We start from the raw sequence: 16524 nt of genomic DNA on the forward strand, positions 1-16524 counted from the left end.
GATGCAAAAACGGGAGCGAATGATCAGTATTCTAGCCTGGTTTCGGCTGTCACGCTTTTACAATGAAAGTATCCGCAGATCTAATCAGCATTTAAAGAAATGGGGATTGTCTGTTGCTCAATTTGACGCCCTGGCTCAAATCGGAGCGGGCGGCCGTATCTGCCAGCAGGATTTAGCCGAAAAGCTGCTCGTCACAAAAGGCAACGTAACGCATATGCTTTCGAAAATGGAAGCACGGGGCTGGATTGAGCGGGAGCGGGAGTGGAAAACAAAATATATTACATTGACCCAATCGGGCAGAACACTTTTAAATGAAGTACTGCCCGTACAGGAACAGTTTCAAGCCGATCAGTTTGGCAGGCTTTCAATAGAAGAAAAAAAACAGCTGCTCGCGCTGCTGAAAAAAATGCAGTCTTAAAAGGGAGGATTATAATGCAATTCAAAGGGATTCATCACGTATCAGCCATTACCGCCAATGCAGCCAAAAATGTCACGTTTTACACAGAAGTGATGGGGATGCGTTTGATTAAAAAAACAGTGAACCAGGATGCGACATCGATGTATCACTTGTTTTATGGAGATGAAAAAGGAAATCCCGGAACAGAGCTGACGTTTTTTGAAATTTCGATGGCTGCACCCAATCACAATGGAAACAATTCTATTTCAGGATTATCGCTTCGTGTGCCGAACGATGCGGCACTCGTTTACTGGCAAAACCGATTTGACGAATTTGGTGTGGCGCACCAGGACGTGATCGACCAGGGCGGACGAAAAGCATTGCCGTTTCAGGATTTTGAAGGCCAGCGCTTTTTCCTTGTGTCAGATGAAGGGAACGATGGTGTTGCAGGCGGCAAGCCGTGGGAAAAAAGTGCAGTACCCGCCGAGGTTGGCGTTATTGGACTCGGACCGGTTCATTTAACGGTACCTTCTGCAGAACCGACTGCCAGGACACTAACCGAACTGATGGGCTTTCGTGAAGTGAACCGTTATCCGTCGCCTGTAGAAGGACAGCCGGAGGTCATTGTATTTGAGACGGGAGAAGGCGGCACGGGCGCGGAGGTACACGTAGAAGAGCGAAATGATCTTCCGCCGGAGCGTCCGGGACGCGGTGGTGTCCACCATGTGGCTTTCCGGGTGGAAGATGAAGATGAACTGCGGCAGTGGATTGACCATCTTCGAGAAGCCCGTATTGGCAACTCGGGGTTTGTAGACCGCTTTTACTTTAAATCGCTTTACTTCCGTGAAGCAAACCGTATTTTGTTTGAAGTGGCGACAGACGGGCCGGGTTTTGATACGGATGAAGACTTGGAGCACCTTGGCGAATCGCTGGCTCTGCCGCCATTTCTGGAGCCGGAGCGTGAGCAGATTGAAGCGCGCTTAAAGCCGCTGCCAACCAGGTTATAATGAAAAAACAAGCTCTCTTCGTTTAAGAAGAGAGCTTGTTTTTTTATTTTACGGCCGATTCAATTTCCTGAAATGCCCAGTGATTAGCGGGGACATCGCTAAAGGAAGCCGTATTTTGATCTGATGCTTCCCGGTTAAACAGCTGATGCAGCACTTTTACTGCTTCTGCGCGTGTGACCGTTTGATCAGGGCGAAATTCACCATTGCTGTATCCGCTCATTAGTCCAGCCGAAGAAACAGCCCGAATAGTTTCTGCTGCCCAATGATTGTCTGCAACATCCGGATAAGCAGCAGCTGCTGGTTTAGCCGCACAGTAAGAAGCAAAAGCGGCATCGTCGCAAACCGAATCCATATAACGGCTGGCAATAGCCGCAAACTGGGCGCGTGTCAGCGGTTCTGCCGGGCCGAATGTGCCGTTTGATTTGCCGCTGATCAGTCCTGCTTCTGACACGGCCGCAATCGAATCTGCAAAACGGCTTCCAGCTGGAACATCCTTAAATGGGGAGCCTGAACCGGCAACACCAAGATTACCAGCTAAAAAAGCAGTCAATTCACCGCGTGTGACCGGCTGATCCGGCCGAAATGTGCCGTCCGTGAATCCATGAATATAGCTGCTTTTTCCAATCGAAGCCGCACCGTTGTATTGAAGGGCGGATACCGTACCGCTTACTTCATTGCCGATCAGTAAAACCGGTTTTTTGGTCGGGCTTTTTTCTGCAGGGATAAAATCAAATCCTTCCGGCGCCACATCACCGGCGATTTTGTCACTGAAATCACGGGTATTCGTGTAATTGAGAAAAACTGGATTTTCCGGATTGGAAATATCATAGGTCATCACACCACCGATACGCTCAAGCCCGATCATTGCTACAAGTTTGCCATCTACAATGCCGGTTTTAATTTCTTCTGGCTCCGGCCCTTTTTTGGCACTGCGCTTATCCAGTTCATCGTCATCGTTAGACCAGTTAAAATACTCTGGCAGGCGCTCTGCTGTAATCGTTTCAAAATCACTGCCGCTGTCAAATACCTGCTCCATCGTAGACGCTTTCCAGATGGAGAATGAACGTCCGCCAAGCGTATAAACAGCATCCGTTCCGCGATCTGTCAGCACCTCCAGCTTATCGTAGGCGTCTGTTCCTTTCATCGAGCTGTCCGGCAGGTTTTCTTTCCAGTCGCCAAAGTCTGCGATATTCACAAACTCCTCCCATTCTGTCGCGTCTCCTTCATTGGCCGTTAGTAAATAATCTTCTCCATTTACGGTAATGGCGGAGATGGCATCAGGCATATAGGCGCCAAGAACCGGCAGTGGTTCAATCTCGATTCTTCCATCTCGTTTTGCGTCCAGTGCATTTTCTGCTTTGGAATGGTCTTTGTAGCCAAGGGAACGAACAGACTGAACTTCGCCTGCTTTCACATCAACCGCAGCGATTGCATTGTTTTCTTGCAGTGTCACGTAAGCAGTAGAGCCGTCAGCTGAAAGCGCAATATACTCCGGTTCCAGGTCGGTTGCGGCAGATCCTGCGCGAATGTGAACATCATCTGCAATAACGGATTGGTCCGTAAACGGAACCTGTGTAACCGAGTCGCTTGCTGTTTCAACAATGGTGACCGAACCAGCCGGATCCGTCCCGTTTTCAACACCCATACGCGGCTCTCCTTCATTCGCGCTCAAAATGAACCGGCCGTCTTCAGTAAAGGTAACCATATCAGGCTGTACACCTGCTTCGTACGTATGTAAAAGCTTGCCGTCTAAATCCATCACAATAATTTTCCCGTTTTTTGCGTAGTCTTTATGCTGCACAGCCGCTGCAACGTAATTTTCATTAATAGAAATACTGGTCACATCTCCGTACGTAAAAGAAGAGGAATTCACAAGCTCCGGCACATTAATTTCTTTTTGCTTTTTCATTTCTCCTTTTTGAAGAGACACGATATCAATTTTTTGATTTTTTCCGTTAATCACGTAAAACGTATTTTTGCCGGCATGGTATTTTACAATTTCCGCTACACCGCCGTCTTCATCGGCTGCCCCGGATGTATAAGAAGCTATTTTCTTTACACTAAGCTCATTTTTAAACGCTGCTTCTGTCGCTGCAGGTGTAAGCAATGAAGCCGTTAATACGGCAGAAGCCGTCCACTTGATCCAATTTTTCACCAAAATTTCCTCACTCGCTTTTTCTTTTTATCGTAGCAGGCTTATATAGTCGTGGTATGAACGCCATGTAAACGTTTTGTAAAATCAGACGAATTGTCCAAATTTTGTTTAACAAAAGAAAGAACGTGCCGATATAAAAGAAAGAAAATGTGCATAAAGGGGGCAAAACGATGGTTGATCGTATAGGAGAGAGCGCCATACCGGCAATCGCCAGATCAGTTGAAGCAAACGAAGTGAAAGCGGCAGAAGCAGAGCAAAAGCCTGCAGCAGAAGCGGCTGAGCAGCGCGTTCCATTAAAAGAGGAGGAGCTGCAAAAGTTTGCGGATCAGGTCAATACGTTTTTGCAGCCGACCCAGACGCACGTCCAATTTGAATACCACGATGAACTGGAGGAATATTACGCAGTGATCGTGGACAACAACTCAGAAGAAATTATTAAAGAAATTCCATCCAAAAAAATATTGGATATGTATGCAGCAATGACCGAATTTATCGGCTTATTCGTCGATAAAAAAGCGTAGGGAGGACAACGACTATGGCGCTTCGCGTAGGCGGAATGGCCAGTGGCATGGACACTGAGTCTATTATTAAAGAATTAATGAACGCAGAGCGGATACCGCTTGATAAAATGAAGCAGAAAAAACAGACGCTGGAGTGGCAGCGTGATGATTACCGTTCTATGAATACATTATTGCTTGATTTCCGGACGGAACTCACACAAATGAAACTGACATCTAAGTATCGGTCAAGTTCGGTGACAACATCCGATGACTCGAAAGTAACGGCTACAGCAGCCACTTCAGCGGCACAGACATCTTACTCAATTTCCAATGTAACCCAAATAGCGTCAGCTGCATACCGAGTTGGTAAGGCTGCAGTGACATCAGGGGCGACAAAACTTGATCCTTCTAAGACATTAGAATCGCAAAAGACGAGCTCGTTGACTGGCCTGAAATGGTCTACAGGTGCAGTAGCAAGTCAGACATTAACAGGGGATGGAGATAAAGAAATTTCGCTGGTCCTAACTGGAGACGAAAAAGTTAAAATAGGAACAGATGCTGAAGGGAAATTGGAACTTGAGAAAATGTCAGTTAAAGTAAATGGGACAAGCTATAAGGTTGTATCAGGTGCTCCAACTGCTCCAGATCAAGTTACAATTTCTGAGGCAGGAACACTTACGTTTGGCTCTGATATTGCTAAGGGTGCTTCCGTAAAAGTAGAGTATATCACAGATAAGCGTGTTCAAAAGACAACCTTAACGGCAGACGCATCTACATTTCAACTTGATCGACAAGAAATTAACAAGGAAGGCTTTAAGCTGATATCAGGCAGTAGTGAATACTTAATTGATTCAAGTGTTGATGTGACTACTAACAGCAATGGACAACGAATCGCCCAACTCGAAGGCGATAAAGGTACAGTTAATCTCACTACAGGGCTGGTGACATTCAAAGGGAGTCCTATTTCAAAGGATACTAGTATAACAGCTGAATTTAAGCAGAATTATGCGGATTTATCGATTACTTCTTATACATCAGCCAATTCAACAACTGGAGTTACGGAGAATTTTTTAATTCAGTCTTCGGAGACAATGAATCAAGTAATCAATAAAGTAAACTTATCAAATGCTGGTGTTTCCCTCATTTACGATTCATACAAGGATATGATGTCAATCACAAGGAAAGAAACAGGGAATTATCATACAACTAATGACGGAAAAGAAATGTCTATTAAAGGATCTTTCGACACAGGAGTACTTTATCTTGGTGAGGCAGAAGAAAAGGGCGGAGATAATGCCATCTTCACAATTAATGGACTTGAAACACAAAGACAGTCCAATACATTCGAGATGAGTGGCGTATCTATTACGTTAAAATCAAAATTTACAGATCCAGTTAATCTATCTGTTTCGAAAAACTCAAATGACATTTACGACAATATCAAAGGCTTTGTCGATAAATACAATACGCTAATCGGTGCCATCAGCAAGAAAACGTCAGAAGAACGCTATCGTACGTACACACCACTAACGGATGAACAGCGCGAGCAGCTTTCAGACAAGCAGCAGGAGCAGTGGGAAGAAAAAGCGAAAAGCGGCCTGCTTCGCCGTGACCCTCTTCTGACCGGGGTTTTAAATTCCATGCGCAGCAACTTCTCGCAGCCAGTGTCAAACAGTGAAACAAATGCGATGTACCGGCAGCTGGCTTCTATCGGGATTACCACTACAGCGAATTACTTAGAAGGCGGTAAGCTTGAAATTAATGAAGCAAAGTTAAGAGAAGCCATCAATACAAATCCAAATGCGGTTGAAGCTCTTTTTAGAGGCGGCAGCGATTCAAGTGCAATCGGAGAAAAAGGAATTATTCATAGACTATATGACACCGTAAATGGAGCAATGGATAAGCTGAAAGAGCGTGCCGGCAACTCATTTTCAACAAGCCAGCAATTTACCCTTGGCCGCCAGCTTTCCACAATCGACAGCAGCATCGACCGGTTCGAAGACCGCCTAACGCAAGTAGAAGACCGCTATTGGAAACAATTCACGGCCATGGAAAAAGCAATGCAGCAAGCAAATTCACAGTCGTCTTATCTAATGCAGCAATTTAGTATGTAATATAAAAAAGGAGTGACCTTCTAATGGCAATAAATAACCCGCATCAGGCATATGCAAATAACTCGGTTAATACTGCGTCACCTGGTGAATTAACATTGATGCTATATAATGGATGCCTTAAATTTATTCATTTGGCTGAACGCGCAATGAAGGAAAACAATATTGAACAAAAAAATGTAAATGTACAAAAAGCACAGGCGATTATCCGCGAGCTGAGCATTACACTTAAAACAGATACGGACCTTGGTAAAAATATGCTCGCTCTTTATGAGTTTCTTCATGAACGTCTTGTTGAAGCAAACATTAAAAATGACCCAGCTATGTTAAAAGAAGTAGAAGGCTTTGTTGTTGAATTCCGAGACACATGGAAGCAGGTTATTCAGGAAAACCGCCGCATGCAGCAAGTGGGTGCGGGCGGGCGTGTGTAATGACGCCGGTTCATGACTGTCACAAAATGACGAAACGGCTGCTGGATTTGCTTCAAGCAGCCGACGATAATCGTGACAGTCAAATTGAAGGAGTCGAGGAACTGCTTGATCAGCGCGGGGACATTCTCCCAAACATCCAGCCCCCTTTTACAGAAGAAGAACAAAAGCTTGGGCGCGAGATCAATTTAATGAACCAGGAAATTGAAGCCCACCTGCAAAAGCTGAGCCGGGCTGTAAGGGAGGACTTACATGAGGTAAAGGTAAAAAAGCAGACGATGGGCAAATATGCAAATCCATATGAAGCACTGCAAACAGATGGTGTTTTCTACGATAAGCGTAATTAAAAAATCCGTGGCTCACTAAGCCCGGATTTTTTATTTGAAGATAGCCAGAACGCCTTTGGCCAGTTCACTTGTATCACCAATTAAGATGTGATCCGCCTGCTGGCGAATGTTTGTTAGAGCGAGCTGAATAACCTCTTTCGATATATCTGTATCACCGATCAGCGACATTCCTTTTTTTAAGTTGTCCTCCAATACGCTTGAATTGGATAATTCATGTTCGAGAGATTCATAATAGCTGCCGATTCTGGTGAGTTCACCTGTTACGAGTGTCGTTGCTTTTTGGATTTTCGGAAACAGCTTTTTCGCTTCTTCGAATGGATCAAGCTTTGCATTTGTTAATCCAAGAGCATCCACGTTCATTGTTTGAAGCTGAATTGTCATCGTTTTACCAGAATGGCTGCCGGCGATTTGAATATTCCTGTCACTGCCAAACAAGTTGATCGTGTTAAATTCAAGGTAATTGGCGGTGTCGTCAATGGTATCAAGAATTTCATCTAATTCCATTTGAGCTGCTTTCCGGTCTTCGTCTGCCAGCGTATCATTGGCGCTCATGACAGAAAGCTCGTATCCACGGTGAAGCTGTTTGGTTACATGGTTTAATCCTTCATCTGCGGCACTTAAAAGAGACAGGCCGTCCTGCATATTCCGCTGGCCCCGTTCAAGACCCCGTACCTGGGCTTTCATTGTCTCTGTCATCACAAGACCAGTTGGATTCTGACTGGCTTTGCTTACCTGTGAACCGCTAGAAATTTTTTCGAGGGATTTCTTTGATTGAAGGTTATTTTTCTCATAAAGAGATTTTGAATAGGTCATGCTTTGCAATCTCATTTTCTTCACCCTTTTGTTATTTTCCATTAATATAATTCTTATCGGTCAAAAGGCGCAGTTTTTTAACAAAGTTTGAAAAAATTGAAAGGAAGTGAAAAAATGAATCGAAAAAAAGCATCAAAGGCCTACACGCATACTTCTATTACAACAGCTTCTCCTAAAGAAATCGCCGTGCTTCTCCTGCAGGAAGCATTGAAATGTACTAAAAAAGCAAAAAGTACCTGGAAAGAGGCAGGCCATTTTCAGCGTAATGATCAATTAAAAAAAGCACAGCAGTGTATTGGTGAAATCATTCCTTATTTTAATGAGGAAGTGAAAGAAGGCCAGATAACAGCAGCGGTTTATTGGCATGTGTACCATTTGCTTCTTCAAGCAAACGTTCAAAAAAATATGGACAGTCTCGTAGAAGCAGAGGAAATCATCATTTCATTAATAAACGCATGGAAAGAAACTCAGAAGAAATAAGTTTTTTGAAAATTCGACAAATTTTTTTGTGGATTAAGAAGGATTTTGGAGGGTAGATAAAGAATATAAAGTTATAGCAATTAGTTGAAGGAGGAGTTCTAGCATGATGAACTATAACATTCGCGGTGAAAATATTGAAGTGACTCCGGCTATTCGTGACTATGTAGAAAAAAAGATCAGCAAGCTTGAGCGCTATTTCACCGAAACTCCTAATGCGAATGTGCACGTGAACTTAAAAACGTACAATAACACAAACGCAAAAGTAGAAGTAACGATTCCGATGAAAAATCTTGTTCTTCGCGCAGAGGAACGGAATCAGGATCTATACGCAGCCATTGATTTGATTACTGATAAACTAGAGCGCCAAATCCGTAAGCATAAAACAAAAGTCAATCGCAAGTTCCGTGAAAAAGGCGAGCCGCAGGATTATTTCGCGGTACAAGCTGATAACGCGGTTATTGAGGAAGAAAACGACGATCTGCAGGTCGTCCGGACGAAACAATTTGACTTGAAGCCGATGGATTCAGAAGAAGCCGTTCTTCAAATGAATCTACTGGGCCATAACTTCTTTATTTACACCGATGCTGAAACAGACGGCACAAACATCGTATATAAACGAAGCGACGGCAAATATGGCTTAATTGAAACAAACTAATGCTTTTCTGACGAACAAGAAGCCTGTGATTCTCGCGGGCTTCTTTTTTGTGTCTGCAATTCATGATATGATAAAGAGCGTGACTTTGCACGAGGAGGAAAAAAAGAGATGTCAATTGGACGAAATGATCCGTGCCTGTGCGGCAGCGGAAAAAAATATAAAAAATGCTGTGGAAAAACAGAAGGAGCGGCAATTGTAGCTGTTCTGGCGGAAGAAGCAAGTTCGATTCAGCGGGAATTGATTGATTACGCGATGGAAAACCATTCGGCTATGCTGAAAAAAGAATTTCAGCCGCTGCTTAAAGCCAACGAAACACTGCGTCAAAATGAGCAGGTTTTTTTAGTAACCTTTGAAATCTGGGCCATTTTAACGCGGACAATTAAAGAAAATGAAACGATTTTAACAAAATTCGTGAAGCGCCGTGTTCCGTCTATTTCGCGTCAGCGCACAGCGGAGATTGTATCCTCATGGGTAGATTACCGCTTTATGGCCGGTGTGATTGAATCGTGTAACGGTCCGGTCTATCAAGTGCGTGATATTTTAACAGATGATATCTATTCAGTTCGAGCGCTTCGAAGCGTCGATCTTGCAGGGGCGTTTGTAACAGGAGCACTACTGCCACACGAATCTGATTATACATTTTTTATGACCGATTTTCATTTTGAAGCAGCACATGCCGACGCAATGGCCAGCGCTATCCAAAGCATGTACAAGGAGTCTTCTTTTGAGGATCCACAGGACTTTTTCAAGCATGATTTTGCCGGTGTTATGGATGCATTGTTTGCAGTATATGAAAAAGGGCATGCAGCCATCGATTTAACGACGCTGATGTGGTCAAAGGAATCGCACCGTGAAACAGCCGAGCATATAGAAGCTTCTTTTGAGCAGGAACAATATGGACAGCCTGTAGCGCAGATGGCTGTGCTGCTGTGGAATTATTATTGCTCGAAAGAAGATCCAGCAGTCCGGAAGCCGGAAGTATTTACAGCTGCGATGATCGGTCTTCTTCAGGCGCACGGGCTTGTGGATGGGAAGGAATCAAAAGCAGCAATTGCCGGCCGCTATGCGATTTCTGCCGCTACGCTGTCAAAACGTCAGAAAGAAATGGAAGCAGTACTGGAAGAAAAACTGCAGGCGGCCGGAAGCGGACAAAAATAAACCATATGAGTGTACGCTCACCTTCAGAAGTGGTACTATTAACTAGGAAAAATGCGAAGGTTTTGCCCTGTTGAACCTGAAAAGGAGCGTTTAAAATGGGTTTATTAAATAAAGTATTTGATGCAAATAAAAAAGAGATAAAAAAGCTTGAAAAAACAGCTGTAAAAGTGGAAGCGCTGGCGGATGAAACAGCGGCGCTTTCGGATGCAGCGTTAAGAGATAAAACAAACGAATTCAAAGAGCGTTACCAAAAAGGCGAGTCACTCGATGAGCTGCTTGTGGAAGCGTTCGCGGTTGTACGGGAAGCAGCAAAGCGTGTGCTTGGGCTTTATCCGTACCGTGTACAGCTCATGGGGGGAGCCGCTCTTCACGATGGTAACATTGCCGAGATGAAAACCGGTGAGGGAAAAACGCTGACAGCGACAATGCCCGTTTATTTAAATGCCATTTCCGGCAAAGGAGTCCACGTCATTACCGTCAATGAATATCTGGCGTCTCGTGATGCGGAAGAAATGGGCCGCCTGTATGAGTTTCTCGGCCTGACGGTTGGCTTGAATTTAAACAGCCTGTCAAAGGAACAGAAAAAAGAAGCATACGAGTGTGACATTACGTACGGAACAAACAATGAATTGGGCTTTGATTACCTGCGTGACAATATGGTGCTGTACAAAGAACACAAGGTACAGCGTCCGCTTCACTATGCGGTCATCGATGAAGTAGACTCCATCTTAATTGATGAAGCGCGGACGCCGCTGATTATTTCTGGACAGGCAGCGAAGTCGACGCAGCTGTACATTCACGCGTTTTCATTTGTGCGTACATTAAAAGAAGAAGAAGACTTCACGGTTGATATTAAAACGAAAAGTGTGCTGTTAACCGAGGAAGGGATGACGAAAGCGGAAAAAGCATTCGGCATTGAAAACTTGTTCGATTTAAAGCATGTAGGCTTAAACCACCATATTACACAGGCGCTAAAAGCACGTGTCACGATGCACCGCGACGTGGACTATGTGGTACAGGACGGCGAAGTGGTGATTGTTGACCAGTTTACCGGCCGTCTTATGAAAGGACGCCGCTATTCGGACGGGCTTCATCAGGCGATTGAAGCAAAAGAAGGTGTCCAGATTCAAAACGAAAGCATGACGATGGCGACGATTACGTTCCAGAACTTTTTCCGGATGTATGAAAAGCTTTCCGGCATGACTGGTACGGCGAGAACAGAGGAAGAAGAGTTCCGCAACATTTACAATATGCGCGTTGTGGCGATTCCGACCAACCGCCCGATTGCTCGTGATGACCGGGCCGATTTAATTTATGCCACAATGAACGGCAAATTTATGGCGGTTGTAGAAGACATTTATGAACGCCACCAGAAAAAACAGCCTGTTTTAGTTGGGACCGTAGCGATCGAAACATCCGAGCTGATTTCTGCCCACTTAAAGAAAAAAGGCGTTCCGCACAGCGTACTGAATGCGAAAAACCATGAAAGTGAAGCGGAGATTATTTTACACGCTGGTCAGCCGGGGGCTGTCACCATTGCGACAAACATGGCAGGGCGCGGAACTGACATTAAGCTTGGTGAAGGTGTAAAGGAAATTGGCGGGCTGGCCGTTATCGGAACGGAGCGCCACGAATCACGCCGGATCGACAATCAGCTTCGCGGACGTTCCGGTCGTCAGGGAGATCCTGGTGTGACGCAGTTTTATTTATCGATGGAAGATGAATTAATGCGCCGCTTCGGTTCAGACAATATGAAATCGATGATGGCGAAGCTTGGTATGGATGACACGCAGCCGATTCAAAGTAAAATGGTGTCACGTGCTGTGGAGTCTGCACAAAAACGCGTAGAAGGCAATAACTTTGATGCGCGGAAACGTCTTCTTGAATATGATGATGTATTGCGTCAGCAGCGTGAAATCATTTATAAGCAGCGCGACGAAGTGCTCGAAGCAGAGAACCTGCGCAGCATTTTAGAAGATATGGTAACCAAGTCTATTGCGGCGACGATCGCAGCACATGCGAACAACGACGAGGAATCGGCTGAACCGTATAACGCAGAAGGCATCGCCGACACGATTAATGCCAATTTGCTTGAAGAAGGAGCCGTGTCAGCAGATGAGCTTCGCGGCCAGGACCTTGACACGATCAGCCGTATCATTTCCGACAAAGTAACCGAGCGTTACAATGAGCGGGAGGAACAGCTTGGCGCTGAGCAAATGCGTGAATTTGAAAAAGTCGTACTGCTTCGTGCGGTGGATTCAAAATGGATCAATCATATTGATGCGATGGACCAGCTTCGTCAGGGTATTCACCTTCGTGCATACGGTCAAATCGATCCGCTTCGCGAGTATCAAAACGAAGGCTTTGCCATGTTTGAACAGATGGTTGCCGCTATTAATGAAGAAGCATCCAAATATGTTATGAAAGCGGAAATCCGCAGCAACCTTGAGCGTCAGGAAGTCGCAAAAGGCCAGGCGGTCAACCCGAAAGAAGAAGAAGCACCGAAAAAGAAAAAACCGCTCCGCAAAGCGCCGGAAATCGGCCGCAACGAACTGTGCCCATGCGGCAGCGGCAAAAAGTATAAAAATTGTCATGGACTTCAGGAGTAACAGGCGTAAAACGCGCCTGCCGCTCCCTTATCAAATTAATTTAGAGGTGGACTAGATGGAACTATTTGAAATTCGCAACACGCTTGACAATTCAGCCGAAAAATTGGCGGACTTCAGGGGGTCTCTTTGACTTAGAAAACAAAGAGGCACGAATGGCGGAGCTTGAAGACCGCATGCTTGATCCTGATTTCTGGAATGACCAGCAGGGCGCACAAACGGTTATTAACGAATCGAATGCGCTAAAAGAGCTTGTGAACGAATACAAGGATTTAGTGGAAACGCAGGAAAACCTTGAAATGACGCATGAGCTTTTAAAAGAAGAGAACGATGCAGACTTGCACGAAGAGCTTGCGAATGAAACGAAAGAGTTTCAAACGCGCCTTGACAATTTTGAGCTTCAGCTTTTGCTGAGCGAGCAGCATGATAAAAATAATGCCATTTTAGAGCTTCACCCGGGTGCCGGTGGAACGGAGTCTCAGGACTGGGCGTCGCTGCTGCTCCGGATGTACACCCGCTGGGCGGAGAAGCGCGGCTTTAAAGTGGAAACCATTGATTATCTGCCGGGTGATGAAGCCGGTGTGAAAAGTGTTACCCTGCTGATTAAAGGTCATAACGCTTACGGCTATTTGAAGGCAGAAAAAGGCGTTCACCGCCTTGTGCGGATTTCACCGTTTGATTCATCAGGACGCCGCCACACTTCTTTCGTATCATGTGAAGTAATGCCGGAATTCAATGAGGAAATTGAAATTGAAATCCGAACTGAAGATTTGAAAATTGACACGTACCGGGCAAGCGGCGCCGGCGGTCAGCACATTAATACAACCGATTCCGCTGTTCGGATTACCCACATTCCAACAGGGGTTGTTGTCACGTGCCAGACCGAGCGTTCGCAAATTAAAAACCGTGAGCATGCAATGAAAATGCTGAAAGGGAAGTTGTATCAGCGCCGCCTGGAAGAACAGGAAGCAGAGCTTGCTGAAATTCGCGGTGAACAAAAAGAAATCGGCTGGGGAAGCCAGATCCGTTCTTATGTATTCCACCCATATTCGATGGTGAAAGACCACCGGACAAGTGAGGAAACAGGAAACATCCAGGCAGTCATGGACGGCGATTTGGATGCCTTTATTAACGCTTATCTTCGCTCCCGCCTATAAAACAAACAAACCACCTGAACCTATTTGGTTCGGTGGTTTTTTCATTATTTCTTTTCCGCTCGTTCTGCCTGTTCCCAGTGAGAAAGAGACGGGTACGGGTCAAATGCCCACTCCATTCGTCCATTGTATTTGTACATACCGTAATGAAGGTGAGGTGGAAACTTGCCGGATGTACCGGCTTTACCGTAGCCGGAGCTGCCGACATAACCGACCACCGTGCCTGGTTTTACGATCATACCCTCTTCTACACCTTTTTCAAAGCCGGACAAATGCGCAAAGTAATGATATACGTTATGAACATCCCGAATACCGACCCGCCAGCCGCCGTATTCGTTCCATCCTTTTATTTCAATAATTCCGTATGTGGTCGCCCGCACCGGGACACCATAAGAAGCAAATAAATCGGTTCCTTCATGCATGCGCCGGCCGCCCCATCCGCGTTTGTCTCCCCATGTGCTTCGGTAGCTGTAATTATGACCCAGCGGAAGCGGAAAGGCGTGGCCATCCAGCTCAATCGTATCAAAATGGCGGTACAGGGCGGCAATTGTCATAATTTGTTTAACAGACGCCTCTTTTTCATAATAATTCTTTAAAGATTTTTTTATATCTGATTCCCGGTAGCCATTTTTGGTTAAAACCTGCGCCATTGTATACAACAGATCATCCGGATTATCCGGATCGGCTTTGCCGTCGTTATTCCCATCAAGCCCGCGTCCGCCAAAAAAAGAAATAACAGCCGGTGTTGTTGTTTTTTTGATCGGATTGAGCCGGCCCGCCCAGAAACTGCGCGAAAAATGAATACGAATAATGCCATCTCGATCTGGAAGGTCGTTGCGGACTTCTTGAATGTTTCGCTCGTATTGATCGACGGCTGCTAAATAATACCAGGGAAGCTGGGTCGCTCGTTCCCATTTCTGATAATAAGCCATTCGATCATCCTGCCGCTGCTCCGCCGAAACGGGCAGCGCACACAAAAAACAAAGAAAGAAGCATGCCGTCAGCTGCCGGCTCCAGTTTAACATTTTATACCCCTCCGTTTCTTTACACCTTTTATCGTACCCATCTATCCGCCAACATTCCCTGTTACATCTTGGATGAATAAATATGGCTTTTTTTTGTCACGCTATCTCTGTTCAGGCAAAAAAATGTGACAGTGACCAATAAGGATGTGACAACATGGCAGATCAAAAAAAGAAACAATTAACCCCGGAGCAAACAGAATATCAGCAGCTGCAAAAAAAGCGCGAAGCAAAGCGTCCGGTTATCCAAAACTGTATTCATGCTTTTTGGGTAGGCGGCCTGTTCTGTGTAGTAGGCCAGGCAATTCAATACTTCTATATTTTCTTTTTTAATTTTACCGAGCAAACAGCCGGAAACCCGACAGCCGGTACGATGATTTTTATCGCGATGCTCCTGACCGGATTTGGCGTTTATGACCGGATCGGCCAATTTGCGGGCGCCGGGTCTGCTGTGCCGCTGACCGGATTTGGCAATGCAGTTATTTCAGCAGCGATTGAGCACCGCTCAGAAGGGTTTGTGCTTGGGGTCGGCGGCAACATGTTTAAACTGGCCGGATCGGTCATCTTATTTGGTGTGTTCTCCGCTTTTGTCGTTGCGACCATTAAAATTTTATTGATTCAATGGGGTGGTTTGTAATGCAGGCCGGACATCGCACATGGGTATTTGACCAGCAGCCAGTAATTGTGTCAACGGGAACCGTGGGCGGACCGTTTGAAGCACAGGGTCCGCTCGCGAATGATTTTGATATGCTGCATGAGGATTTATGGCTTGGCGAGGATTCTTATGAAAAAGCGCATCGGCTTTTGTTTGAACAAGCATGCCAGAAAGCGCTGGAAAAAGGGCAGCGTCAAAAAGAGCAGGTGCAGTTTGTGTTAGGCGGGGACTTGATCAATCAGATTACGCCGACGAGCCTGGCTACCCGAACACTTGGTGCGCCGTATCTCGGGTTATTCAGCGCCTGTGCGACGTCCATGGAAGGACTGGCGCTTGGTGCGATGATTATCAATGCGGGCGGGGCAGACTATGTGATTGCCGGTGCCTCCAGCCATAATGCAGCGGTTGAAAAGCAGTTCCGTTATCCGACTGAATACGGCGGCCAAAAACCGCCAACTTCCCAGTGGACCATTACCGGAGCAGGCGCCGCTCTTTTAGGAAAAGAAGGAAGTGGCCCGAGGGTAACATCGGCAACGATTGGGCGAGTGATCGATATGGGGCTGACTGACCCATTCAACATGGGTGGCGCAATGGCACCGGCTGCCGTGGATACGATTGAAGCGCATTTGAAAGAGCGCGGCGTAGATCCGTCCTATTATGATTTAATTGTGACGGGTGACCTGGGCCGGATTGGTCATTCCGTTTCCATGGATTTATTCAAGAAAAACGGCACGGCTATTGAGGAATCTCAGTATAAAGACTGCGGCATTATGATATACGATGAAAGCCAGCCGGTTTATTCAGGAGGAAGCGGTCCGGGCTGCTCAGCCGCAGTAGCGTATGGTCATTTATTAAACCGCATGAAAAAAGGAGAGCTCAAGCGCATGCTTGTTGTCGCAACCGGCGCGCTTTTGTCGCCGCTCACCTTTCAGCAGGGTGAATCCATTCCCTGTATTGCCCATGCGGTTTCGATTGAGGCTGAATCAGAATGACGCTCGCCCGGGAAATGAATCAGTGCCTCGAAAGCTTAAGAAGT

At 45.8% G+C, this 16524-nt stretch carries 16 protein-coding genes; 13 read left to right on the plus strand and 3 right to left on the minus strand.

The features are described from left to right. Nucleotide 1 precedes the first annotated feature (1 nt). Nucleotides 2-418 carry a MarR family winged helix-turn-helix transcriptional regulator gene (locus VP97_RS01490; RefSeq protein ID WP_050179868.1) on the plus strand — a complete coding sequence of 139 codons (417 nt, stop codon included), beginning with the start codon at nucleotides 2-4 and terminating at the stop codon, nucleotides 416-418. A 14-nt stretch (nucleotides 419-432) separates the two neighbouring features. Beyond that, a complete protein-coding gene (locus tag VP97_RS01495) occupies nucleotides 433-1404 on the plus strand; it encodes a ring-cleaving dioxygenase (protein WP_050179871.1) in 972 nt (323 codons plus the stop codon). Nucleotides 1405-1447: 43 nt separating this feature from the next. On the opposite strand, the gene VP97_RS01500 is transcribed toward VP97_RS01495, so the two are convergent. Beyond that, entirely contained in the window at nucleotides 1448-3559 is a 2112-nt protein-coding gene (locus tag VP97_RS01500; RefSeq protein ID WP_050179872.1) for a choice-of-anchor I family protein, read from the minus strand. Between the two features lie 170 nt (nucleotides 3560-3729). On the opposite strand from VP97_RS01500, the gene flaG reads away from it, so the two are divergent. Genes flaG through fliT form a run of 4 tightly spaced genes read left to right on the plus strand, consistent with a single transcriptional unit; the run spans nucleotide 3730 to nucleotide 6945 of the window. After that, a complete protein-coding gene (flaG, locus tag VP97_RS01505) occupies nucleotides 3730-4080 on the plus strand; it encodes a flagellar protein FlaG (RefSeq protein WP_050179874.1) in 351 nt (116 codons plus the stop codon). Between the two features lie 14 nt (nucleotides 4081-4094). Further along, nucleotides 4095-6173, plus strand: a complete 2079-nt coding sequence (gene fliD / locus VP97_RS01510; RefSeq protein WP_050179876.1) for a flagellar filament capping protein FliD — start codon at nucleotides 4095-4097, stop codon at nucleotides 6171-6173. Nucleotides 6174-6196: 23 nt separating this feature from the next. Beyond that, complete coding sequence (fliS, locus tag VP97_RS01515) at nucleotides 6197-6601, plus strand: flagellar export chaperone FliS (RefSeq protein ID WP_050179878.1); 405 nt, start codon at nucleotides 6197-6199, stop codon at nucleotides 6599-6601. Further along, the gene (fliT, locus tag VP97_RS01520) at nucleotides 6601-6945 is read left to right on the plus strand and encodes a flagellar protein FliT (RefSeq protein ID WP_050179880.1); all 345 of its coding nucleotides are present in this window, start codon (nucleotides 6601-6603) and stop codon (nucleotides 6943-6945) included. Before fliS (VP97_RS01515) ends, fliT begins: the two co-directional genes overlap by 1 nt. Nucleotides 6946-6975: 30 nt before the next feature. Here fliT and VP97_RS01525 read toward each other — a convergent pair whose 3' ends face one another. Next, complete coding sequence (locus VP97_RS01525) at nucleotides 6976-7758, minus strand: flagellin (protein WP_172656724.1); 783 nt, start codon at nucleotides 7756-7758, stop codon at nucleotides 6976-6978. Between the two features lie 114 nt (nucleotides 7759-7872). Here VP97_RS01525 and fliS (VP97_RS01530) point away from each other — a divergent pair, with 114 nt between their 5' ends. The 5 genes from fliS (VP97_RS01530) (at nucleotide 7873) to prfB (ending at nucleotide 13814) form a co-directional block, all read left to right on the plus strand. Next, entirely contained in the window at nucleotides 7873-8238 is a 366-nt protein-coding gene (fliS, locus tag VP97_RS01530) for a flagellar export chaperone FliS (protein ID WP_050179884.1), read from the plus strand. A gap of 103 nt (nucleotides 8239-8341) precedes the next feature. After that, nucleotides 8342-8893, plus strand: coding sequence for a ribosome hibernation-promoting factor, HPF/YfiA family (gene hpf / locus VP97_RS01535; protein ID WP_050179885.1), 552 nt, complete (start codon nucleotides 8342-8344; stop codon nucleotides 8891-8893). Nucleotides 8894-9001: 108 nt separating this feature from the next. Further along, nucleotides 9002-10051 (plus strand): SEC-C metal-binding domain-containing protein, encoded by a 1050-nt coding sequence (locus tag VP97_RS01540; protein WP_050179888.1) that lies wholly within the window; start codon nucleotides 9002-9004, stop codon nucleotides 10049-10051. A 95-nt stretch (nucleotides 10052-10146) separates the two neighbouring features. Beyond that, nucleotides 10147-12660, plus strand: a complete 2514-nt coding sequence (secA, locus tag VP97_RS01545; RefSeq protein ID WP_050179889.1) for a preprotein translocase subunit SecA — start codon at nucleotides 10147-10149, stop codon at nucleotides 12658-12660. A gap of 55 nt (nucleotides 12661-12715) precedes the next feature. Further along, nucleotides 12716-13814, plus strand: a protein-coding gene (gene prfB / locus VP97_RS01550) for a peptide chain release factor 2 (RefSeq protein ID WP_156153377.1) whose coding sequence is annotated in 2 segments (ribosomal slippage) — nucleotides 12716-12787 and nucleotides 12789-13814 — 1098 coding nt in all. Because the reading frame shifts where the segments join, the coding sequence is not laid out codon by codon here. 44 nt (nucleotides 13815-13858) lie between these two features. On the opposite strand, the gene VP97_RS01555 is transcribed toward prfB, so the two are convergent. Further along, on the minus strand, nucleotides 13859-14836 hold the full coding sequence (locus tag VP97_RS01555) for a M23 family metallopeptidase (RefSeq protein WP_050179891.1): 978 nt from the start codon (nucleotides 14834-14836) through the stop codon (nucleotides 13859-13861). A 154-nt stretch (nucleotides 14837-14990) separates the two neighbouring features. On the opposite strand from VP97_RS01555, the gene spoVAC reads away from it, so the two are divergent. Both spoVAC and spoVAD read left to right on the plus strand, forming a co-directional pair. After that, entirely contained in the window at nucleotides 14991-15470 is a 480-nt protein-coding gene (spoVAC, locus tag VP97_RS01560) for a stage V sporulation protein AC (RefSeq protein WP_050179892.1), read from the plus strand. After that, nucleotides 15470-16480: a stage V sporulation protein AD gene (spoVAD, locus tag VP97_RS01565; RefSeq protein ID WP_050179894.1), complete on the plus strand. Its 1011-nt coding sequence runs from the start codon at nucleotides 15470-15472 to the stop codon at nucleotides 16478-16480. Before spoVAC ends, spoVAD begins: the two co-directional genes overlap by 1 nt. Nucleotides 16481-16524 lie beyond the last annotated feature (44 nt).

It is taken from the genome of Domibacillus robiginosus, from assembly GCF_000966195.1.
GTDB classification, from domain to species: Bacteria; Bacillota; Bacilli; order Bacillales; family Domibacillaceae; genus Domibacillus; species Domibacillus robiginosus.

What these genes read in the sequence shown, in the direction of transcription:
- VP97_RS01490 (WP_050179868.1), top strand. Translation starts at nt 2, where the DNA reads ATGCAAAAACGGGAGCGAATGATCAGTATTCTAGCCTGGTTTCGGCTG.
- VP97_RS01495 (WP_050179871.1), top strand. Translation starts at nt 433, where the DNA reads ATGCAATTCAAAGGGATTCATCACGTATCAGCCATTACCGCCAATGCA.
- flaG (WP_050179874.1), top strand. Translation starts at nt 3,730, where the DNA reads ATGGTTGATCGTATAGGAGAGAGCGCCATACCGGCAATCGCCAGATCA.
- fliD (WP_050179876.1), top strand. Translation starts at nt 4,095, where the DNA reads ATGGCGCTTCGCGTAGGCGGAATGGCCAGTGGCATGGACACTGAGTCT.
- fliS (WP_050179878.1), top strand. Translation starts at nt 6,197, where the DNA reads ATGGCAATAAATAACCCGCATCAGGCATATGCAAATAACTCGGTTAAT.
- fliT (WP_050179880.1), top strand. Translation starts at nt 6,601, where the DNA reads ATGACGCCGGTTCATGACTGTCACAAAATGACGAAACGGCTGCTGGAT.
- VP97_RS01525 (WP_172656724.1), bottom strand. Translation starts at nt 7,758, where the DNA reads ATGACCTATTCAAAATCTCTTTATGAGAAAAATAACCTTCAATCAAAG.
- fliS (WP_050179884.1), top strand. Translation starts at nt 7,873, where the DNA reads ATGAATCGAAAAAAAGCATCAAAGGCCTACACGCATACTTCTATTACA.
- hpf (WP_050179885.1), top strand. Translation starts at nt 8,342, where the DNA reads ATGATGAACTATAACATTCGCGGTGAAAATATTGAAGTGACTCCGGCT.
- VP97_RS01540 (WP_050179888.1), top strand. Translation starts at nt 9,002, where the DNA reads ATGTCAATTGGACGAAATGATCCGTGCCTGTGCGGCAGCGGAAAAAAA.
- secA (WP_050179889.1), top strand. Translation starts at nt 10,147, where the DNA reads ATGGGTTTATTAAATAAAGTATTTGATGCAAATAAAAAAGAGATAAAA.
- VP97_RS01555 (WP_050179891.1), bottom strand. Translation starts at nt 14,836, where the DNA reads ATGTTAAACTGGAGCCGGCAGCTGACGGCATGCTTCTTTCTTTGTTTT.
- spoVAC (WP_050179892.1), top strand. Translation starts at nt 14,991, where the DNA reads ATGGCAGATCAAAAAAAGAAACAATTAACCCCGGAGCAAACAGAATAT.
- spoVAD (WP_050179894.1), top strand. Translation starts at nt 15,470, where the DNA reads ATGCAGGCCGGACATCGCACATGGGTATTTGACCAGCAGCCAGTAATT.